The sequence below is a fragment of the Pseudomonas sp. efr-133-TYG-23 genome, from assembly GCF_030209215.1.
Classification (GTDB): domain Bacteria; phylum Pseudomonadota; class Gammaproteobacteria; order Pseudomonadales; family Pseudomonadaceae; genus Aquipseudomonas; species Aquipseudomonas rhodesiae.
Genome location: NZ_JARVSL010000016.1, coordinates 39,330 through 59,121, shown reverse-complemented (window position 1 = coordinate 59,121; position 19,792 = coordinate 39,330). Strand labels below are relative to the sequence as shown.

16 protein-coding genes are annotated in these 19,792 nt (G+C 61.6%); 7 read left to right on the top strand and 9 right to left on the bottom strand.

The window, feature by feature from the left end; genetic code table 11:
- Positions 1–19: 19 nt before the first annotated feature.
- Together QRN41_RS11270 and uvrD are read right to left on the bottom strand one after the other, a co-directional pair.
- Positions 20–886 carry a Tim44 domain-containing protein gene (locus QRN41_RS11270; RefSeq protein WP_285421563.1) on the bottom strand — a complete coding sequence of 289 codons (867 nt, stop codon included), beginning with the start codon at positions 884–886 and terminating at the stop codon, positions 20–22.
- 180 nt (positions 887–1,066) lie between these two features.
- Positions 1,067–3,250: a DNA helicase II gene (gene uvrD / locus QRN41_RS11265; RefSeq protein ID WP_167417344.1), complete on the bottom strand. Its 2,184-nt coding sequence runs from the start codon at positions 3,248–3,250 to the stop codon at positions 1,067–1,069.
- 268 nt (positions 3,251–3,518) lie between these two features.
- Between uvrD and QRN41_RS11260 the strand changes: the two genes are divergently transcribed.
- From QRN41_RS11260 to QRN41_RS11250, 3 genes are all read left to right on the top strand, one after another.
- Positions 3,519–6,398 carry a GGDEF domain-containing phosphodiesterase gene (locus QRN41_RS11260; protein ID WP_034139861.1) on the top strand — a complete coding sequence of 960 codons (2,880 nt, stop codon included), beginning with the start codon at positions 3,519–3,521 and terminating at the stop codon, positions 6,396–6,398.
- Positions 6,399–6,560: 162 nt separating this feature from the next.
- Positions 6,561–7,427, top strand: coding sequence for a transcriptional regulator HexR (hexR, locus tag QRN41_RS11255; protein ID WP_003187110.1), 867 nt, complete (start codon positions 6,561–6,563; stop codon positions 7,425–7,427).
- A 148-nt stretch (positions 7,428–7,575) separates the two neighbouring features.
- The gene (locus QRN41_RS11250; RefSeq protein ID WP_080761500.1) at positions 7,576–7,773 is read left to right on the top strand and encodes a PA3496 family putative envelope integrity protein; all 198 of its coding nucleotides are present in this window, start codon (positions 7,576–7,578) and stop codon (positions 7,771–7,773) included.
- On the opposite strand, the gene QRN41_RS11245 is transcribed toward QRN41_RS11250, so the two are convergent.
- Positions 7,703–8,677, bottom strand: coding sequence for a LysR family transcriptional regulator (locus QRN41_RS11245; protein WP_034101547.1), 975 nt, complete (start codon positions 8,675–8,677; stop codon positions 7,703–7,705). The two genes, QRN41_RS11250 and QRN41_RS11245, sit on opposite strands and share 71 nt — an antisense overlap.
- A gap of 196 nt (positions 8,678–8,873) precedes the next feature.
- Here QRN41_RS11245 and QRN41_RS11240 point away from each other — a divergent pair, with 196 nt between their 5' ends.
- Both QRN41_RS11240 and oadA read left to right on the top strand, forming a co-directional pair.
- Positions 8,874–10,289 carry an acetyl-CoA carboxylase biotin carboxylase subunit gene (locus QRN41_RS11240; RefSeq protein ID WP_034101546.1) on the top strand — a complete coding sequence of 472 codons (1,416 nt, stop codon included), beginning with the start codon at positions 8,874–8,876 and terminating at the stop codon, positions 10,287–10,289.
- A gap of 100 nt (positions 10,290–10,389) precedes the next feature.
- Positions 10,390–12,198 (top strand): sodium-extruding oxaloacetate decarboxylase subunit alpha, encoded by a 1,809-nt coding sequence (oadA, locus tag QRN41_RS11235; protein WP_034139860.1) that lies wholly within the window; start codon positions 10,390–10,392, stop codon positions 12,196–12,198.
- A 74-nt stretch (positions 12,199–12,272) separates the two neighbouring features.
- Here the strand turns inward: oadA and QRN41_RS11230 are convergent, their stop codons facing one another.
- The 3 genes from QRN41_RS11230 to QRN41_RS11220 all read right to left on the bottom strand — a co-directional run bounded on the left by QRN41_RS11230 (position 12,273) and on the right by QRN41_RS11220 (position 15,379).
- On the bottom strand, positions 12,273–13,583 hold the full coding sequence (locus QRN41_RS11230; protein ID WP_167417343.1) for an autotransporter outer membrane beta-barrel domain-containing protein: 1,311 nt from the start codon (positions 13,581–13,583) through the stop codon (positions 12,273–12,275).
- A 174-nt stretch (positions 13,584–13,757) separates the two neighbouring features.
- On the bottom strand, positions 13,758–14,561 hold the full coding sequence (locus QRN41_RS11225) for an amino acid ABC transporter permease (protein ID WP_167417342.1): 804 nt from the start codon (positions 14,559–14,561) through the stop codon (positions 13,758–13,760).
- On the bottom strand, positions 14,558–15,379 hold the full coding sequence (locus QRN41_RS11220) for an ABC transporter substrate-binding protein (RefSeq protein ID WP_034101542.1): 822 nt from the start codon (positions 15,377–15,379) through the stop codon (positions 14,558–14,560). The genes QRN41_RS11225 and QRN41_RS11220 overlap by 4 nt, the downstream gene beginning before the upstream one ends.
- Before the next feature lie 113 nt (positions 15,380–15,492).
- On the opposite strand from QRN41_RS11220, the gene QRN41_RS11215 reads away from it, so the two are divergent.
- Positions 15,493–16,392, top strand: a complete 900-nt coding sequence (locus tag QRN41_RS11215) for a homocysteine S-methyltransferase family protein (RefSeq protein ID WP_167417341.1) — start codon at positions 15,493–15,495, stop codon at positions 16,390–16,392.
- A 3-nt stretch (positions 16,393–16,395) separates the two neighbouring features.
- Here QRN41_RS11215 and QRN41_RS11210 read toward each other — a convergent pair whose 3' ends face one another.
- From QRN41_RS11210 to QRN41_RS11200, 3 genes are read right to left on the bottom strand one after another with little or no spacing between them, the layout of a single operon-like run.
- Positions 16,396–17,073: a GNAT family N-acetyltransferase gene (locus QRN41_RS11210; RefSeq protein WP_034115480.1), complete on the bottom strand. Its 678-nt coding sequence runs from the start codon at positions 17,071–17,073 to the stop codon at positions 16,396–16,398.
- Positions 17,074–17,083: 10 nt separating this feature from the next.
- Complete coding sequence (locus QRN41_RS11205; RefSeq protein ID WP_167417340.1) at positions 17,084–17,530, bottom strand: GNAT family N-acetyltransferase; 447 nt, start codon at positions 17,528–17,530, stop codon at positions 17,084–17,086.
- The gene (locus tag QRN41_RS11200) at positions 17,527–18,165 is read right to left on the bottom strand and encodes an FMN-binding negative transcriptional regulator (RefSeq protein WP_034139855.1); all 639 of its coding nucleotides are present in this window, start codon (positions 18,163–18,165) and stop codon (positions 17,527–17,529) included. Before QRN41_RS11200 ends, QRN41_RS11205 begins: the two co-directional genes overlap by 4 nt.
- A gap of 87 nt (positions 18,166–18,252) precedes the next feature.
- Between QRN41_RS11200 and pdxR the strand changes: the two genes are divergently transcribed.
- A complete protein-coding gene (gene pdxR / locus QRN41_RS11195; protein WP_167417339.1) occupies positions 18,253–19,788 on the top strand; it encodes a MocR-like pyridoxine biosynthesis transcription factor PdxR in 1,536 nt (511 codons plus the stop codon).
- Positions 19,789–19,792: the final 4 nt, after the last annotated feature.

Genomic DNA, 19,792 nt, shown 5'->3' with positions numbered 1-19,792 from the left:
GGTCTCAAGCGAGCGGGGATCAGCCGTTCTGGCGGATACCGGCGACCAGCCAAGGCTGGTTATCGCCCTGGGCGCGTTCCATGTTCCAGCTTTCGCTGAACGCTTCGCCCTGGTCGAAACGCGAGGTTTTCGACACACCGCTGAAGGTCAGGGTGGCGATGGTCTTGTCGGCGCGGTCATCCACACCGTCAAGCTGGACGCGCAGGTCGTCAATATAGGTCGATTGGAAACCGTCGCCCAGATCGGCGCGTTCGCGCTTGAGGAACTCCAGCAGTTGTGGGGTCACGAACTCGGCGATCTTGTCCATTTCGTTGGCGTCCCAGTGCTGCTGCAGGGACTGGAAGTGGCTGCGGGCCGCTTCGATAAAACGCTCTTCGTTAAACCAGGCCGGCGCATTGATCACCGGACGGGCGGCAGGCGCTGCCGAACCACCGAAGATCGAGCCCATGACCGGCTTCTGCTCGAACACTTCACGCTGCATCGGCGCGCCGGCCGGAGCCAGGTGCTCCTGCTGCTTGCGGCGACGGGCGGCGATAAAGCGGAAGATCACGAAGGCGATGACCGCCAGGATCAGGATGTCGAAGATCTGCATGCCCTGGAAGCCGCCACCCATGAACATGGATGCCAGCAGGCCACCGGCTGCGATACCGGCCAGAGGGCCCAACCAGCGCGAAGCGCCGCCAGCTTTGGCCGCAGCGCCTGCTGCACCGGCCGCGCCTGCGGTGGCTGCTGCACCGCCCGCACCGGCGGATGGGGCCATTTGGCTGGTCTGGTGAGTGGGGGCTGCGCCCGAACTTTTGCCGCCACCGAAGCGTTTGGCGTTGGCGTCGAGGCTCATCGTCAGGCCGATGCACAACGCCATGGCGATGCTAAGAAAACGTTTCATAAAGGGAATTCCCATTTGTGGATTGCACGCGCGCCATGTTGCACAGGTGTAATGACAGTGGCTAGCGACATAATGTTTCGGGCTTTTGCGTAGGACTGAATCCGAAAGATCTGTAGGACTAATTACAGATATGGGCCCGCGCTCGTTAAAAACAAGGATAACGAGCGGCAAGCCCGCAGTTCAGATCGCTTCGAGCTTGGCGTAACCCATCATCAGCCACTTGCTGCCTTCGGCGAAGTTCACCTGCACGCGGGCCTGGGCACCGGCGCCTTCGAAGTTGAGGATCACGCCTTCGCCGAAGATCGCATGCTTGACCTGCTGGCCAAGGCTGAACGTTGTTTCCGGAATCTCGGAACCGGCGAACATGTTGCTGGAGTTCTGCTGCTGGCCACCGCCGAACGGGCGACTGACGCTGTTGGACAAGCGCACTTCCTGGATCAGACCCTTGGGCACTTCGCGTACGAAGCGCGACACCTTGTTGTAGGTTTCGCTGCCGTACAGCCGTCGGGTCTCGGCGTAGGTCATCACCAGGTTCTGCATGGCCCGGGTAATGCCCACGTAGGCCAGCCGGCGTTCTTCCTCAAGGCGGCCGGGTTCTTCCAGGCTCATCTTGTGTGGGAACAGGCCCTCTTCCATGCCCACCAGAAACACGTACGGGAATTCCAGGCCCTTGGCGCTGTGCAGGGTCATCAGCTGAATGCTGTCTTCGTGCTCGTCGGCCTGGGTATCGCCGGCTTCCAGGGACGCATGGCCGAGGAATGCGGCGAGCGGGGTCAGTTCTTCGTCTTCCTCAGTGTTCTCGAATGCACGGGCCGCGCTGACCAGTTCCTCAAGGTTTTCCACCCGGGCCTGGCCTTTCTCGCCTTTTTCCGCTTCGTGATAGGCGATCAATCCGGACTGCTCGATCACGGTCTGTGTCATCAAGTGCAGGGGCATTTCCGCGCACTTGGCCGCGAGGTTCTCGATCAGTTCGACAAACACGCCCAGCGCCCCGGCTGCGCGACCGGTCAAACCCTTGTTGGCGATCAGCAGGCGCATGGCCTCCCACATCGACACATCGGCGTGGCGGGCATGCTCGCGGATCGCTTCAACAGTTTTTTCACCGATGCCACGGGCCGGGATATTGATCACCCGCTCCAACGCCGCGTCGTTACCACGGCCTTCCAGCAACCGTAGGTAGGCCATGGCGTTCTTGATTTCCGCGCGCTCGAAGAAGCGCTGGCCGCCATAAATGCGGTAGGGGATGCGCTCGCGCAACAAGGCTTCTTCCAGCACCCGCGATTGGGCGTTGGAGCGGTACAGAATGGCGATATCGCTGCGGGCGATGCCGGTTTTCAAGGCGCTTTCGATGGTTTCGACCACATAGCGCGCTTCATCGTGTTCGTTGAATGCGGCGTACAGGTTGATCGCTTCGCCTTCGCCGCCGTCGGTCCACAATTCCTTGCCCAGACGCCCGGTGTTGTTGGCGATCAAGGCGTTGGCGGCCTTGAGAATGCCGGCGGTGGAGCGGTAGTTCTGCTCCAGGCGGATAGTGACCGCGTCCGGGAAATCCTCGGAATACTGATAGATGTTCTCGATTTTCGCGCCGCGCCAGCCGTAGATCGACTGATCGTCGTCGCCCACCACCATCAGGCTGTCGCCGCCCTTGGCCAACAGGCGCAACCACGCGTACTGCACGGCGTTAGTGTCCTGGAACTCGTCCACCAGAATGTGCCGGAAGCGCTTCTGGTAATGGGCCAGCAAGCCCGGATTGTCGCGCCACAGGTCAAGGGCGCGCAGCAGCAATTCGGAGAAGTCGATCACGCCGGCGCGTACGCAAGCAGCCTCGTAGGCTTCATAAATGCTGCGCATGGTAGCCAGGAACAGGTCGCCACTGGCCTGAATATGTTGCGGGCGCAGGCCTTCGTCTTTCTGGCCGTTGATAAACCATTGGGCCTGACGCGCGGGCCAGCGTTGTTCATCGAGGCCCAACTCGCGAATCACGCGCTTGACCAGGCGTTGCTGGTCGTCGCTGTCCAGAATCTGGAAGGTCTGGCTCAGGCCCGCTTCCTGCCAGTGGGCACGCAACAGGCGATGCGCCAGGCCGTGGAAGGTGCCGACCCACATACCGGCCGGGCTGATGCCCATCAGCTGCTCGATGCGATGGCGCATCTCGGCGGCGGCCTTGTTGGTGAACGTCACCGACAGGATGGAGTGCGGCGATGCGTTCTCGACCTGGATCAACCAGGCGATACGGTGCACCAGCACTCGGGTTTTACCGGAGCCAGCACCGGCCAGGACCAACTGACGGCCAACGGGGGCTGCTACGGCCTGGCGTTGGGCATCGTTGAGGGAATTAAGCAAAAGAGAGAGATCATCGCGCATCGGCGCATTCTATGGCCCTCGGGGGAGTGGGGCAAATGCCAATGCCGGGCGGTCGAGACAAAACCTTCGGCATGCTCCATGCGCCGGCGCGGCGGATGACCGGTTGGTCAGGTGACGCAGCCCGCGCGGTGTCTCGCTCAAGCCGTCTGGCCCAAAGGTTTGCGCGGCGCAGCCGTGAGGTTTTTATGACGTGGAGCAGTTTGGCCGGAGCGCTTGCTTGTGTATGCTCCGTCGACGTTTCGGGCTCACCATTATAAGAACACTGCCTATGACCCTCAGCACTGACCTGCCCAGCTCCTCGGCCGCGCCCGCGCCCGCGCAGGTTATTCACAAACAGTACGCCACCGAAATGGCCGTCGAACGCACACGCCTGTTGTATCAGGGGTCGCTGCTGCCGACCTTGTTGATGCTGGTCAACGGGGTGGTGTGTGCCTGGTTGTTGTGGAACCCCGCCCAATACCTGCTCGACAGCATCTGGCTGGTGTGGCTGCTGGCATTGGTGGCGCTGCGCGTGATCCAGGTGGCGGCTTTCGATTCGGCCATGCCCAGCCGTCAGGCCAGGCCGATTTGGCGACGCATGTTCATGCTCGGCTCGGCAGTCAGCGGTCTGACCTTGGCCACCGCCGCCATCGCCCTGGCGCCGGTCAACAGCTTTATGCAGCAGGCCTGGGTGTTCGGCCTGATCGGTGCAGCCACGTTGTCGGCCAGCGTGGCGTATGCCGTAAGTTTTCCTGCGTTTCTGTCATTTGCTTTGCCCTGCCTGGTGCCTTCCATTGTCTATCTGTTCTGGAACGGCGAGCCGCAGCAACAAGGTTGGGGCGTACTCGGCCTGATTCTGCTGGCGTCCTTGAGCCTGGTGGCATGGCAGGTCAATCGCCTGATTCAGCGTGGCTTATTGCGTCGCTTTCAGAACCAGGCATTGATCGAGCATCTGCAGCAGGCGCAGCAGCGCAGTGAGCAGTTGAATCAGGACCTGGTGCGTGAAGTCGAGCAACGGCGCCAGGTCGAGCAGGAGTTGCGCGATGTGCAAGTCGGCTTGCAGGATCGCGTGGCCCAACGCAGCCAGGAGCTGGATCTCGCCAGTCAGGCCCTGAATAAAAGCGAAGCGCGCCTGGCCATGGCGTTGCAGGCCAGTGAGTTGGGGTTGTGGGACTGGAACCTGCAAACCGACGAAGTGCATCACACCCAGATCAAAGAGCTGTTCGGCCTGGAGTCTGAATGCATCACGGCCATGCTCAGTCACCTCAAGCCGCGCCTGCACCCCGATGACCTGCCATTGCTCAAGCGCGCACTGGTAGAGCACCTCAAAGGCCGTAGCGAGGACTACCAGGTGGAATACCGTGTGCGGCACGCCGACGGTCGCTGGGTCTGGATCGAAGACCGCGGCCGTGCGGTTGAACATAGCCCCAGCGGGCGCGTGATCCGTATGCTCGGCACCCGCCGGGATATCAGCGCCGGCAAAGCCCTGGAAGAGCAACAGCGCCTGGCATCGACGGTGTTCGAGGCGGCCAGCGAAGGCATTGTGATCCTCGACCCGAACTACGTGCTGATTGCCGTCAACCAGGCGTTCAGCCGTGTCACCGGCTTTGATCGCGATGACATGCTGGGCCGCAACGTGGTGGAGTTGCCCAGCAGCCGCGATGCGCGGCGTCACTTCCCGATGATCCGTCAGGCACTGCTCACGCACGGCACCTGGCAGGGCGAATTGGTGGAAACGCGCAAGAACGGCGAACTCTACCCGCAATGGCTGCAATTGAATGTAGTGCGCGATGTTCGGGGAAACGTCAGTCATATCGTGGGATTCTTCGCCGATTTGTCGGCGCGCCGCGAGTCCGAAGAACGCATGCGTCACCTTACTCACTACGACGAACTGACCGGCCTGGCTAACCGCTCGCTGTTCCGTGAACGGCTGCGTGAAGCCCATCAAAGAGTGCGTAAAGGAGGGCGCAGCCTGGCGCTGCTGCATATCAATCTGGACCGCTTCAAGCTGCTCAATGACAGCCTGGGGCACGAAGTGGCCGACCAGTTGCTGCAGAAAATGGCGCGCCGCCTGATCAACGCCTTGCCCGAGGCCGACACTATTGCGCGCTTGTCCGGCGATGAATTTGCCGTGTTGTTCGATGCCTACGGCAGCCTGTCGAGCCTGGCGCGGGTGGCCACGCGGCTGCTGGCCAAGCTGCGGGTGCCGGTCACGGTGGAGGGGCATGAATTGGTGGTCAGTGCGTCGATGGGTGTCAGCCTTTTGCCGGATAACGCACGGGAAATTTCCGCGCTGGTCAGCCAAGCCAACATGGCCATGCAACATGCCAAGCATCTGGGCGGCAACAACTTCCAGTTCTACACCGACAGCCTGCAAGCCAGCACCCTGGAGCGCTTGCAGCTGGAAAACCACCTGCGCAAAGCCATCGAAGAGCGCCAGCTCAGCGTGTTCTACCAGCCCAAGTTGTGCCTGGCCACCGGCAAGCTCAACGCCGCCGAGGCGCTGATCCGCTGGGAGCATCCGCAGTGGGGCATGGTGCCGCCGGCCGAGTTTATCGGCCTGGCCGAGGAGACCGGCCTGATCGTGCCGCTGGGGGAGTTCGTGTTGCGTGAAGCCTGCTGGCAGGCGTGCGAATGGCAGCGTCAGGGGTTGGCGCCGATTCGGGTGTCGGTGAATTTGTCGGTGCACCAACTGCGTCAGGGCAAACTGGTCAGCCTGGTGCGCCAGGTGTTGGAGGAAACCGGTCTGGACCCGCAGTACCTGGAGCTGGAACTGACCGAAAGTCAGTTGCTCGACAGCGTCGAACACATCATTGCGACCTTCCAGCAATTACGCGATCTAGGCGTGAAGCTGGCCATCGATGACTTTGGCACGGGGTATTCGTCCCTCAGTTACCTCAAGCGCATTCCGGTGGATTACGTAAAGATCGATCAAACGTTTATTCGCGGCCTGGGCCAAGGCCGCGAAGACGCGGCGATCACTCGCGCGATCATCGCCATGGCCCACGGCTTGGCGCTCAAGGTGGTGGCCGAAGGGGTGGAAGATCACCAGCAGTTGGATTTCCTGCGCGCAGAGCAGTGCGACGAGGTGCAGGGCTATCTGATCAGTCGGCCGATGCAGGCCGAGGGGGTGGCGGATTTGTTACGGAAAAATGCGGATTTTCCTTAGGGGCGCCGAGGGCGCCATTGTGGCTACAAAGCGTCTGCCCTTTGAATCAGAGGGCAGCAGGGCGATTTAGTGACGTGTTGGACGGGCAAAAGCGCAATTCTTGTAGTATAACTACAAGCTTGCTACATCCCCTGGCCCTGCCAATAACAAGAGTCCTGCCCTTTGAACCTGTTGCAACATATCGCCCAGTCGCGCCACCTGTTACGCAAATCGGAACTCAAGGTTGCCGATCATGTGCTGCTTGACCCTGCGGCTGTGATGCACAGTTCCATGGCCGACCTGGCCCACAGCGTGGGCATCAGCGAACCGACCATCGTGCGTTTTTGCCGCGCCATCGGTTGTTCCGGGTTCCAGGACTTAAAACTCAAACTGGCCCAAAGCCTGGCTGCTGGCGCCAGCTTTGGTCAGTTCGCGATTCACGAAGACGATTCCGTCGCCGACTACAGCCTGAAAATCTTCGACACCACCTTGCACACCCTGATGGAAGTGCGCGAAAAGCTCGACCCGGTGGCGCTGCAAAAAGCCGTGACGGCCATGTCTCAGGCCCAGCGTGTGGAGTTTTACGGTTTTGGCGCCTCCGGTGCGGTAGCGGCCGATGCCCAGCACAAATTCTTCCGTCTATTGCTCACGGCGGCGGCCTACAGCGACCCGCATATGCAGGCGATGTCGGCCGTGACCTTGAAGCCGACCGACGTGGCGATCTGCATTTCCCAGTCGGGCCGCTCCAAGGACCTGCTGATCACCGCCAACCTGGTGCGTGAAAGCGGTGCGTCGTTGATCACCCTGTGCCCGAGCCAGACACCGTTGGCGGAACTGTCCACGGTCAATCTGGCCATCGATGTGCACGAAGACACTGAAATCTACACCCCGCTGACCTCACGTATCGCCCATCTGGTGGTGATCGATGTGTTGGCCATGGGCGTGGCCATGGCGCGCGGGCCGAGCCTGGTCAATCACCTCAAGAGCGTGAAGCGCAGCTTGCGCAGCCTGCGTCTCTCGCCCAAATCCGTCAAAGCCCTCGACGACTGAACGCTGTAGATACAGGCAAATGTGGGAGGGCGCTTGCCCTCTCCGACATTGGATTGTCCTGTGTGTCCAGAATCTTCATCAGGCTGTCATCGCCCCGTCATCCCCCAAGGCCATCCTGAACTCCCGTACTCGCATTGGGAGATTCCAAATGGCACGTCCCTACGAAGACAGCAACAGCGCCGTCAAGACCCGTCGTCAGCAGGAAGACCAGCGCCGCATGGCGTTTCGTCGCGCAATCGAAGACCGTTGTGAGGAGCGCCAATTGCTCCAGAGCATCAGTGACTACCCGGAACTTCATTGGCAGGCACCCGCGGCCGCCCAGCGAAGCGCTCAGCCAGCGCGCTGATCTGCACCCGTTCGCTGCGGATAAAGCCCAGGAACGCATGGGCCACCGGTGACAGGCGCTTGGCCTTGGCCTGCACCAGGCACCAACTGCGGTAAAGCGGCAGCTCTTCCACCGGCAGCTCTTTGAGCCCGCCGGTGGCAAGTTCCAGGTTCAGGGCGTGGCGGGTCAGCAGGGCGATGCCCAGGCCGGCCACCACGCATTCGCGCTGCGCTTCGGCCGAGGCCACTTCTACCGTCTGGGTGAAGTGCACACGTTTTTCCTTGAAGTATTCTTCGCAGGCCAGCCGTGTACCGGAGCCGGGTTCGCGCAGCAGCAGGGTGTAGGGTTCCAGGTCTTGCAGGCGCAGTGGGCCTTGCAGGCTCAGCGGATGATCCGGCAACGCCACGGCGACGATGGGGTTATTCAGGAAGGGCAGGAATTCCAGGCCCATGTCCTGGGGCACCATGGACATGATCACCAGGTCGTCCCGGTTGTCCGAGAGGCGGCGGATCACCTGGGCGCGGTTGACCACGGTCAGTTGCAGTTGCACCTCCGGATGCTGGCGCTTGAAGGCGGCGAACAGGTGCGGCACGAAGTACTTGGCGCTGGACTCCACCGCCAGCTTCAACTGGCCTTGCAGCGAGCCCTGCATGTCCGACAACTGCATATCGAGGTTTTCCAGGCGCCCGAAGATATCGCGGCTGGCCCGTTGCAGAGCCTCGGCGGCCTCGGTCATATAGAGTTTCTTGCCGACATAGTCGAACAGCGGCTGGCCGATCAGCTCTTCGAGCTGGCGGATTTGCAGGCTGACCGCCGGTTGTGTCAGGGACATTTCCTCGGCGGCGCGGCTGTAAGAACGCAAATCGCACACTTCATTGAAGATTTGCAATTGACGCAACGTCATACGCATCAATGACTTACGCATTATTTCATTCCTTTCGCCCAAGGCCGTCCGGCCAACTATAAGTCTTTACTTATGCACGACCCAATAATTATTGATTTTTGTTAATCCCTTGCGCGGCTTAGTGTGTGTCTCGCGACTGACCTGAAACATTTGGTCACGCGTCGACCCGGCTCCAGCGGGTCGAAGAATGCAGCAATCGGCTCAAGGGAATTTCCAAGTGATAAAAAAGATCCTGATCGCCAACCGCGGTGAAATTGCCGTCCGCATCGTGCGGGCGTGCGCCGAGATGGGTATCCGTTCGGTCGCGGTCTATTCCGATGCCGACCGCCACGCGTTGCACGTCAAACGGGCCGACGAAGCCCACAGCATCGGCGCCGAGCCTCTGGCGGGCTACCTCAACCCGCGCAAGCTGGTGAACCTGGCGGTGGAAACCGGTTGCGATGCCCTGCACCCTGGCTATGGTTTCCTGTCGGAAAACGCTGAATTGGCGGATATCTGCGCCGAACGTGGGATCAAGTTCATCGGCCCCGCCGCTGAAGTGATCCGCCGCATGGGCGACAAGACCGAAGCGCGCCGCAGCATGATCAAGGCCGGCGTGCCGGTTACCCCCGGCACCGAAGGCAACGTGGCCGACATCCACGAAGCGCTCACCGAAGGCGACCGTATCGGTTACCCGGTGATGCTCAAGGCCACGTCCGGTGGTGGCGGTCGCGGCATCCGTCGCTGCAACAGCCGCGAAGAACTCGAACAAGCCTTCCCCCGCGTCATCTCCGAAGCCACCAAAGCTTTCGGTTCGGCGGAAGTGTTCCTGGAAAAATGCATCGTCAACCCTAAGCACATCGAAGCGCAGATCCTCGGTGACAGCTTTGGCAACGTGGTGCATTTGTTCGAGCGCGATTGCTCGATCCAGCGCCGTAACCAAAAGTTGATCGAGATTGCCCCCAGCCCGCAGCTGACCCCCGAACAGCGCGCCTACATCGGCGACCTGTCGGTGCGCGCGGCCAAAGCCGTGGGGTACGAGAACGCCGGCACCGTGGAGTTCCTGCTCGCCGAGGGCGAGGTGTACTTCATGGAGATGAACACCCGGGTGCAGGTGGAACACACCATCACCGAAGAAATCACCGGGATCGACATCGTTCGTGAGCAGATCCGCATCGCCTCGGGCCTGCCGTTGTCGGTGAAACAGGAAGACATCCAGCACCGTGGCTTTGCGTTGCAGTTTCGTATCAACGCCGAAGACCCGAAGAACAATTTCCTGCCCAGCTTCGGCAAGATCACCCGTTACTACGCCCCCGGCGGCCCCGGCGTGCGCACCGACACGGCGATCTACACCGGTTACACCATCCCGCCGTTCTACGACTCCATGTGCCTGAAACTGGTGGTCTGGGCGTTGACCTGGGAAGAAGCCATGGACCGCGGCCTGCGTGCCCTGGACGACATGCGCCTGCAAGGCGTGAAGACCACCGCCGCCTACTATCAGGAAATCCTACGCAACCCGGAATTCCGCAGCGGCCAGTTCAACACCAGTTTTGTGGAAAGCCACCCTGAGCTGACCAACTACTCGATCAAGCGCAAACCCGAAGAGCTGGCCCTGGCCATCGCCGCCGCCATTGCCGCGCATGCGGGTTTATGAATAAACAGCGGCAAGTTGTCAGCGGCAAGCTGCAAGTAAAGGCAGATTGGCTTTTTCTTGCGGCTTGTAGCTTGAAGCTTGCCGCTATGAGGAGATACCAATGACTAAAAAGATCTTCGTTACTGACACCATCCTGCGCGACGCCCACCAATCGTTGCTGGCCACCCGCATGCGCACCGACGACATGCTGCCGATCTGCGACAAGCTCGACAAAGTCGGCTACTGGTCCCTGGAAGTCTGGGGCGGCGCAACCTTCGACGCCTGCGTGCGCTTCCTAAAGGAAGACCCATGGGAGCGCCTGCGCAAACTGCGCGCCGCGTTGCCCAACACGCGCCTGCAAATGCTGCTGCGTGGGCAGAACCTGCTGGGCTACCGCCACTACAGCGATGACGTGGTCAAAGCCTTCGTAGCCAAGGCGGCTGTAAATGGCATCGACGTATTCCGCATTTTCGATGCGATGAACGACGTGCGTAACCTGCGCGTGGCCATCGAAGCGGTGAAAGCCGCGGGCAAACATGCCCAAGGCACCATCGCCTACACCACCAGCCCCGTGCACACCGTCGAGGCATTCGTCGCCCAGGCCAAGCAGTTGGAATCCATGGGCTGCGACTCCATCGCGATCAAGGACATGGCTGGCCTGCTGACGCCGTACGCTACTGGCGAACTGGTCAAGGCGTTGAAAGCCGAGCAAAGCCTGCCGGTGTTTATCCACTCCCACGACACCGCCGGCCTGGCTGCGATGTGCCAACTCAAGGCCATCGAAAACGGTGCCGACCATATCGACACCGCCATCTCCAGCTTCGCCTGGGGCACCAGCCACCCGGGCACTGAATCGATGGTCGCCGCCCTTAAGGGCAGCGAGTTCGACACCGGCCTCGATCTGGAGCTGCTGCAAGAGATCGGCCTGTACTTCTACGCGGTGCGTAAGAAGTACCACCAGTTCGAGAGCGAATTCACCGCAGTCGACACCCGGGTGCAAGTCAACCAGGTGCCTGGCGGCATGATTTCCAACCTGGCCAACCAGCTCAAAGAGCAGGGCGCCCTCAACCGCATGAGCGAAGTGCTGGCGGAAATCCCGCGGGTACGCGAAGACCTCGGTTTCCCACCGTTGGTGACCCCGACCTCGCAAATCGTCGGCACCCAGGCGTTCTTCAACGTGCTGGCCGGTGAGCGCTACAAGACCATTACCAACGAAGTGAAGTTGTACCTGCAAGGTGGCTACGGCAAAGCGCCGGGCGTGGTGAACGAAAAACTGCGCCGTCAGGCCATTGGCAGCGAAGACGTGATCGACGTGCGCCCGGCTGACCTGCTCAAGCCAGAAATGACCAAGCTGCGTGGGGAAATCGGTGGGCTGGCCAAGTCTGAAGAAGACGTGCTGACCTACGCCATGTTCCCGGACATCGGGCGCAAGTTCCTTGAAGAGCGCGAAGCCGGGACGCTGGCGCCGGAAGTGCTGTTGCCGATCCCAGAAGCCGGCGGCGTGGCCCGTGCCGGTGGCGAAGGGGTGCCGACCGAGTTCGTCATTGACGTGCACGGCGAAAGCTACCGCGTCGACATCACTGGTGTGGGCGTGAAGGCCGAAGGCAAGCGGCATTTCTACCTGTCCATCGACGGCATGCCGGAAGAAGTGGTGTTCGAACCGCTCAATGAATTCGTCAGCAGCGGCGGTAACCAGCGCAAGCACGCCACGGCGCCGGGCCATGTGAGCACCGCGATGCCGGGCAATATCGTCGATGTACTGGTCAAGGAAGGCGACATGGTCAAAGCCGGTCAGGCTGTGTTGATCACCGAAGCCATGAAGATGGAGACCGAAGTGCAGGCCGCCATTGCCGGTAAGGTGACGGCCGTGCATGTGGCCAAGGGCGATCGGGTCAACCCTGGCGAAATCCTGATTGAAATCGAAGGCTGATACAGCCTTCGATACAACCGCTTAATCCTCGGGGGAGCAGGTGCTCCCCTTTTTTTTGCGCCGGATTTGACGCCTTAGAACGCCATCGCCCACTGCCCCATCAAGCCTTGGTTGCGACTGTGGCTGCCGAAGGCGGCGGTGTAAGTCAGGCCCACGCTGTGTTCGGCCGACAGTGCCAGATCCAGGCCGGTGCGCAGGGTCAGGTTATCTCGGTCCAGGGACGTGCCGCCGATGGTGAACTCGCTGTTGAAGTCTTCGCGTTTCTCCTCAACAAACGACTGACGCACGCGACTGCTCACGTCGCCATACAGGTGTTTCCAACTGGCGCTCAGGTTCGGTTTGAGGGTCATCTGGTTATCCAGCGTGAAGTTCTTGGCCACCCGCAGACCCAAGGTGCTGCTGAGGTTTTGTTGAGTCTGAGACCCGACATTCAGCGCGCTGTAGCCGCCTTTTTCCTGAAAACCCTGACGGTGATAACGCGCGAAGCCGATACCGGCAAACGGTTCGGCGCGTAGGTCGCCGGTGTCCAATCGATAGCCCAATTCGGCGAATACATTCTGGCTGACGGCCTTGTATTGGCCGGTGAGATGTTCGCGGTAATCGATGAAATTGAAATCGACCTCGCGCTTGTTTTGCCCCGCGTGGCGGCTGTACAGCGCACCCAGGCGCAGTGCAATCGGCCCGTCCTGACGTGCCGCGTAAGCGCCCAGGTGCCAGCTGTCCACGTCGCCCTTGAAACGACCGGCGCTGAGGTCGCTAGCGGATTTGCCGCCCACCAGGCCGATCCGCCAAGCGTGATCAAGGGACCAATCGGCTCCCAGCAACACGCCTTGGCGACGCTGTTTCAAACCGGCGCTGCCGTGTTGTGCGTCGAGATTGCCGCTGCTTCCAAAGGCCTGCAGCCACACGCGGCCTGCCTCGTCGGTGTCGTTATCCAACTGGCGGATGGCCGAAAGCAGGCTGGCGTTCAAAGGCTCCAAGCTGGCTTGGGTGGCCGTGCCCAGGTTGGCGTTATGGCTGCCCGCCAGTTGCTCAAGCCAAACCCCCAGGCGACCGGGTTCGAGGCTGGCGAGATACTGCGCGTAATGTTCCAGATGGTATTTCTCCCGTGGGCCGAATTCATCCGATGCCAGCAGTTCGTCTACCGCCGCATCCAGCACACGGGCCACGCTCAGGCCGTTGCGGCTGATGGCACGGTCGGCGAAATAAAAGTCTTCCGGTGCGGGCTTCACCGGCTGATAAGGGTGTTTGGTGCTGCTCATTCTAAGTGGCTGCAGCACTTCATCCTCTGGCGCCATATCGCCGCGAGCCTGTGCATGTTGAGCCCCGATTGCACCCAATGCCAAGGTGATGGCGAGTGCGAATTGCTTGTGTATGAGCGGCATGTAAACCCACCTCGTGATGTATGAGGCGGGGAATTTAGCGAGGTGTCTGGGGGATAACTGTCAGGCCGGTTGCTGCGGGTTTGCGGGAGATGTCTCTAGTCCGTTGCGATAAAACAATTCGTTAAATCTGCACAGCATTGAGTGCACGGTGAATCAGTCGCGATCGACACCCCTTCACCCCCGCCCCGCATAGCCCTTGCCGTAGTACCGCTCCATGCGTGCCTGGATCAGTTCCAGGCCCAGGGACATCACCCAGTAGATGATCGCGGCGGTGGTGAGCATCTCGATGTAGCGGTAGCTCGAACGGCCGTAGGACTGCGCCAGGAACATCACTTCCCATACGCCCATCACCGAGATCAGTGACGAGTCCTTGAGCATCGAGATGAACTGGTTGGTGGCCGGCGGGATGATCGTGCGCATGGCCTGGGGCAGGGTGACGTGCCAGAAGATCTCGCGGTCGCGCATGCCCAGGGCCAGGGCGGCTTCCCGTTGGCCCTGGGGGACGCTAAGGATACCGGCGCGGAAAATCTCGCTCAGGTACGCGCCGTAGTTCAGCGACAGCGCGATGATCCCGGCGACGATTGCGCCCGGCACCAGCCCCAGCTGCGGCAGGCCCAGGTAGATCAGCAGGATCTGAATCAGCAGCGGCGTACCGCGGAAGAAAGACGCATAGAAACTGGCAATGCCAAAGGCCACGGCGCTTTTCGACAGGCGCCCCAGGGCGGTGATAAAGCCCAGCACCGACGACGCCAGCATCGAGCACAGACACAGGAACAGTGTCAGCGCCGCGCCCTGCAGGAAGCCATTGGGCGCCAGGTGCACGCCGAGCAGGTTGGGCAGCTTGTCGAGGATGATCGAGAACTTCAGGTCGAAGCTCAGGAAAAAGCTGGCGAACAGGGCGAACAATGCCGCCCAGGTCAGGTACAGGCGCGTGCGAAAACCGAACAGCCCGCGCGCAGGTTTGGGGAGATGACTCATTGGCTGATGTCGGCACCGATCCATTTTTGCGACAGCTTGCTCAAGGTGCCGTCCTGTTTCAACTGCGCGAAGACTTCACGCACTTTGCTGTCCCACTGCGGGTCGCCTTTTTCGATGGCTACCGAGTTGGGCTCGGCATACAGGGGCTCGCCAGCCAGCTTGAAGCGCTTGTCTTGATTCAGGCGCGGCTGGGCAGTGACCAGGTTGGTGAGGATCGCATCCAGGCGTACGCCCGCGCCCAGGCCGAGGTCCTGGAATGCCACGTTGTCGGTGTCATACGGTGCGATTTGCACGTCTTCGAACGGGTACTGCAACTGCGTGTCCTCAGCGCCTTCGATCACCAGGTTTTTATTCAGGTAGCTTTCATAGCTGGAGGCACTGGTCAGGCCGACCTTCTTGCCGCTCAGGTCCTTGGCGCCGTGGATGCGCTCATCCTTGGCGTTGACCACAATCACCGCAGGCGAGGCGTAGTACTCCACCGGGAAGTCGAACACCTCGGCGCGCGCCTTGCTCGGGGTCATGGAGCAGATGCAGATGTCATAGCGCCCGCTCCAGCGGCCGGCGGCGATCACGTCCCAGGACGGCGTTTCCAGGCGCAGCTTCACGCCCAGTTTCTGCGCCACGGCCTTGGCCACGTCGACATCGAAGCCGTCGAGCTGGTTCTGATCGTTGAGAAACGAAAACGGCGGGTAGCTTTCCATCAGCACGCCCACCAGTTCTTTTTTCTGTTCGATCCGATCCAGCGTGGCGCCGCCAAAGGCTTGGGTTGAAGCGGCCAGCATCGTCAGGCCCAGGGCCAATAGCGGTTTGAGTTTCAAAATGAACACCTGAATAAAAAAGAAGTTGTTATTAACCGATTGGTACGCATTAAATAGTTATAAGAACGACTCTCATAGTGAGTTATTTTCATAAGCATATGAGTAAAAGCTATATGGGCGCTAAAAGCACAGTAATTCTCGACGGCGGCATGGGCCGTGAACTGCAACGGCGCGGCGCGCCCTTCCGGCAGCCGGAGTGGTCGGCACTGGCCCTGAGCGAGGCCCCGCAAGCGGTAGAGGCGGTGCACGCGGCCTACATCGACAGCGGCGCCGATGTGATCACCAGCAACAGCTACGCCGTGGTGCCGTTCCATATCGGCGAAGCGCGCTTTGCCGCCGAAGGCCAGGCCCTGGCGGCGTTGGCGGGTGAATTGGCGCGCCGCGCAGCGGACGCCTCGGGCAAAGCCGTGCGCGTGGCGGGGTCGTTGCCGCCGTTATTCGGCTCGTACCGGCCGGATCTGTTCGAGCCGGCGCGAGTGTGCGAATTGCTCACGCCTTTGGTGCAGGGCCTGGCGCCCTATGTCGACCTGTGGCTGGCGGAAACCCAGAGTTCCATCGCCGAGGCGCGGGCGATCCACGCCGGTCTGCCAAAGGACGGCAAGCCATTCTGGCTGTCGTTTACCTTGAAAGACGAAGACACCGATGAAGTGCCGCGCCTACGTTCCGGCGAGCCGGTGGCGGACGCGGCCGAGGCGGCGGCGCAATTGGGTGTACAGGTGCTGCTGTTCAACTGCAGCCAGCCTGAAGTGATTGGCGCGGCGATCGATGCGGCGCGTCAGACCTTCGAACGCCTGGGCGTGCAGATCCAGATCGGCGCCTACGCCAATGCCTTCCCGCCGCAACCCAAGGAAGCCACGGCCAACGACGGCCTGGACCCGCTGCGCGAAGACCTCGACCCGCCGGGCTACCTGCAATGGGCTGCCGACTGGCAGGCCCGTGGCGCCAGTCACCTGGGCGGCTGCTGCGGGATCGGGCCGGAGCATATTGCGGTGCTGGCGCAGAAGCTGAACTGACGTTTAAAGCGCCTGGCGGCACTCCGCCAGGCTCTTAAGCTGCCCCGAAGCGGTCTGATTGGCCTCCGATAACCATTGCTCAAAAGCCGCGCCCACCACCGGCCATTCCCCGTCCAAAATCGAATACCACGCCGTGTCCCGGTTCTGCCCCTTGACCACCATGTGCTGGCGGAACACCCCTTCAAAACTGAACCCCAACCGTTCGGCCGCGTACTTGGAGCGGGCGTTGCCGTTGTTGCATTTCCACTCCAGGCGGCGATAACCCTGCTCGAAGGCGTACTTGGCCAGCAGGTACACCGCTTCGGTGCTTTTCGGCGAACGCTGCATCGGTGCGCCAAAGGTGACGTGGCCGATTTCGATGCGGCCCTGGGCCGGCACGATCGACATCAGGCTGAGGATGCCTTGCACCTCGCCGCTGGCGCGGTCGATCACGCTGAAGAAATACGGGTCGCTGTTGGCCGCGTGGTTGTTCAGCCAGGCATCGAAAGCGGTGCGCTCGGTAAACGGGCCATAGGGCAAGTAATCCCACAGTTTGGGGTCGGCGCCGGGGCCTTCGAGGGCTTGCCACAGTTGCTCGGCGTGGCGTGCGGGGTCGAGTTTTTCCAGGCGGATAAAGCGCCCTTCGAGCAGTTGAGCGGAGGGGGCCGGGGCACCTTTCCAGTCGGCGAGGGAAGTGGGCATGCTGCGCTCCTTAAAGACCTTGGCGAAATTGAATGAAACCCGGACGTTCGGCGATGCGTTCATACAGTTGGATCGCGGTGGCATTGGTTTCGTGGGTCAGCCAGTGCACCTTGCAGCAACCGTCGGCCTTGGCGGTGGCGTAGACGAATTCGATCAGTTTGCGACCCACGCCGGTGCCGCGTTGGGCGGGGTCCACCAACAGATCCTGCAGGTAGCAGGAATTCTCGATGCTCCAGTTGGAGCGATGGTAGATGAAGTTGACCATGCCCACCGCCTTGCCGTCCTGCCAGGCCAGCGCCGAATGGGTCGGTTCGCTGGGGTCGATCAGGCGCTGCCAGGTGTTTTGGGTGACGGCGTCCGGCAGTTCGGTGTTGTAGAACTTCAAGTACGCCTGCCACAGCGGCAGCCATGCGGCATGGTCGGCGGCGGTGACTGGGCGGATGTCGATCTGGCTCATTCAGCAACTCCTTGTGGAATAAAGCGGGCGAGGGTCTGGTCGCGTACGTCGTCGCTGGCCGCCAGGCCGTTACGCACGCCGTTGATGTCGGCCTGGCTGCGGTTCTGGCTGAGCTTGCGTTTGCCGATCACGCGCTCGATGGGCAGGGCGAAGCCAACGATGGCCTTGAGCATGCCGTCAATGTAATCGGCCGGCGCATCGCTGACGGCCCACGGCTGCGGGCGGCCGCCTTCGTGGCGATCGGTCAAAGCGCTGACCACGGCCAGCAAGCGCTCGGCATCGGTGAACACCTCGGCCTTGCCGTAGGCGTGCACCGCCAGGTAATTCCAAGTGGGCACGACTTTGCCGTGTTCGGCCTTGGCCGGGTAGAACGCGGGGCTGACGTAGGCGTCGGCGCCAGCAAAGATCACCAAGGCTTCAGCGCCGTTTTGCAAGTCGCGCCACTGTGGATTGGCCTTGGCCATATGCCCGTACAACGTGCCATTGGCGCCCTCATCGGGGTTGAGCAACAGCGGCAGGTGGCTGGCTTGCAAGCCGTGCTCGCCGACGCTGACCAGTTGCGCCAGACGGGTGTGCTGGATCAATTGCTGTATTTCTGGCAAGTCGTCGAGGGCAAAGGCGCGCGGTGTGTACATGATTATTTTCCTTGGCGAATGGCTGCATCCTAGGCAGGCTAATGGTCTGTTGTAAGAGCCATCTGTGGCCAATTTCATAGGTCCAATATGTCGCCCATTGCACCACCGTTGTCATTCAACCCCGCCGGTATCGAGCTGGACCGCCGCCAGGGCCTGACCCGCCAGCTCTACGACGCCCTGCGCCAGCGTGTATTGGATGGGCGCTTGGTTGGCGGCACGCGCTTGCCCGCCAGCCGTGATCTGGCGGCGGCCTTGGCGATTTCCCGTAACAGCGTGGTGCGCGCCTACGACCAGTTGTATGCCGAAGGCTTTATCGAAGGGCGGGTGGGAGACGGCACCTATGTTGCCCAATTGCCGACCGCTGAAAAACTATCCACAAAACTGTCCACAGGGTTATCACCAGGCTTATCCCCAGCCTTATCCACAAATTGGCTGGATTTACCGGTTAATTCGCTCCCCAAAGTTATCCACAAGGCGGGATTGGATCGTCTGGAAAACAACCATTTGCCGCCACCGCCGGCTGGCCCGCCTAAGGCTTTTCGTGTCGGCGTGCCGGCGTTCGATCTGTTCCCGTTTGAGGTATGGGCCAAGCTCAACGGGGCTTTCTGGCGCAAGCCGAACCTGGAGCAGTTGTGCTACGGCGATCCTGCCGGAGACGGTCGCCTGCGTGGCTTGATCGCGGCGTACCTGCGCAGTTCGCGGGGCTTGCAGTGCTCCGCTGAGCAAATAGTGATCACCAGTGGCGCGCAGCAGGCGATCAGCCTTTGTGCACAGCTGCTGGTGGAGCCCGGTGACGGCGTGGCGGTGGAAAATCCGGGCTATCGCGCCGCGGGCCATGCCTTCGCCCTGGCCGGTGCGCACCTGCATGGTGTGCCGGTGGATGCCGACGGCATCGAGTGTGAGGTGCTCGATACCTTGACTGACTGCCGCGCGGCCTATGTCACGCCGTCCCATCAGTACCCGCTCGGGGTGGTAATGAGCCTGGCGCGGCGCCTGGAACTGCTGGCCTGGGCCGAGCGCACGGGCGGCTGGATTATCGAGGACGACTACGATGGCGAGTACCGCTACAGCGGTGCACCGCTGTCGCCCCTGGCGGCGCTGGATCGTAGCGGCCGGGTGCTGTACGTCGGCACGTTCGGCAAAGTCGCATTTCCGGCTTTGCGCCTGGGCTACCTGGTGTTGCCGCCGGGGCTGGTGGATGCGTTCTCGCGGCGCCGCGCCGTGGATATGCGCCACTCGGAAGTCAGTACCCAGGCAGTCATGGCCGAATTCATGGCGGCGGGGCACTTTCAACGGCATATCCGCCGCATGCGCCGCGCCGCGCTGAGTCGGCGCAACACCTTGCTGGCAGGCTGGCCGGCGGCGCTGCCGGGGGTAGGCGAGTTGCCCACCGTGGCAGCGGGCCTGCACCTGACCGTGCGGGTGGACAGCCTCGCCCGGGAGCAACAATTGTTGGCACAGGCCCGCGCGGTGGATGTCGAGGTCAATGGCCTGAGCAGCTATTGGCTGCCGCACTCGGCCATTGCGCCGGATCAGCGCGCCGGCCTGGTGCTGGGGTTCGCCGCCGTGCCCGAGGCGGCCATCGCCCAGGCCTTGATGCGACTGCGTAAAGCCTGGTTCTGACTGT

Coding starts and splice junctions, on each gene's coding strand:
- QRN41_RS11270 (WP_285421563.1), bottom strand. CDS start 886: ATGAAACGTTTTCTTAGCATCGCCATGGCGTTGTGCATCGGCCTGACG.
- uvrD (WP_167417344.1), bottom strand. CDS start 3,250: ATGCGCGATGATCTCTCTCTTTTGCTTAATTCCCTCAACGATGCCCAA.
- QRN41_RS11260 (WP_034139861.1), top strand. CDS start 3,519: ATGACCCTCAGCACTGACCTGCCCAGCTCCTCGGCCGCGCCCGCGCCC.
- QRN41_RS11250 (WP_080761500.1), top strand. CDS start 7,576: ATGGCACGTCCCTACGAAGACAGCAACAGCGCCGTCAAGACCCGTCGT.
- QRN41_RS11245 (WP_034101547.1), bottom strand. CDS start 8,677: ATGCGTAAGTCATTGATGCGTATGACGTTGCGTCAATTGCAAATCTTC.
- oadA (WP_034139860.1), top strand. CDS start 10,390: ATGACTAAAAAGATCTTCGTTACTGACACCATCCTGCGCGACGCCCAC.
- QRN41_RS11230 (WP_167417343.1), bottom strand. CDS start 13,583: ATGCCGCTCATACACAAGCAATTCGCACTCGCCATCACCTTGGCATTG.
- QRN41_RS11225 (WP_167417342.1), bottom strand. CDS start 14,561: ATGAGTCATCTCCCCAAACCTGCGCGCGGGCTGTTCGGTTTTCGCACG.
- QRN41_RS11215 (WP_167417341.1), top strand. CDS start 15,493: ATGGGCGCTAAAAGCACAGTAATTCTCGACGGCGGCATGGGCCGTGAA.
- QRN41_RS11210 (WP_034115480.1), bottom strand. CDS start 17,073: ATGCCCACTTCCCTCGCCGACTGGAAAGGTGCCCCGGCCCCCTCCGCT.
- QRN41_RS11205 (WP_167417340.1), bottom strand. CDS start 17,530: ATGAGCCAGATCGACATCCGCCCAGTCACCGCCGCCGACCATGCCGCA.
- QRN41_RS11200 (WP_034139855.1), bottom strand. CDS start 18,165: ATGTACACACCGCGCGCCTTTGCCCTCGACGACTTGCCAGAAATACAG.
- pdxR (WP_167417339.1), top strand. CDS start 18,253: ATGTCGCCCATTGCACCACCGTTGTCATTCAACCCCGCCGGTATCGAG.